1 protein-coding gene is annotated in these 252 nt (G+C 36.5%); it reads left to right on the forward strand.

Annotated features, from left to right (window positions below; genetic code table 11):
- The coding region (locus ETC27_RS18210; RefSeq protein WP_500690367.1) for a Y-family DNA polymerase at positions 1 to 252 on the forward strand (252 nt) is incomplete at both ends.

Below are 252 nucleotides of genomic sequence, written 5' to 3' on the forward strand. Positions count from 1 at the left end.
AACTCTGTCCACAAGCTGTTTTTATCAGTGGAAATTATGAAAAGTATCGTGCCATTTCAGAACAAGTTCGGGAAATTTTTAATCGTTATACCGATGAAGTAGAAGCGGCATCCATTGATGAAGCTTATCTGGATGTTACGCGAAATAAGATTGGATCAACAAGTGCAATCAAAGTGGCGAAACTTATACAGCATGATATTTTTATTGAGCTTGGTTTGACTTGCTCAGCAGGGGTTTCCTATAATAAATTTT

Origin of the sequence: Onishia niordana (assembly GCF_004798965.1) — a bacterium.
Taxonomy (GTDB): Bacteria; Pseudomonadota; Gammaproteobacteria; order Pseudomonadales; family Halomonadaceae; genus Onishia; species Onishia niordana.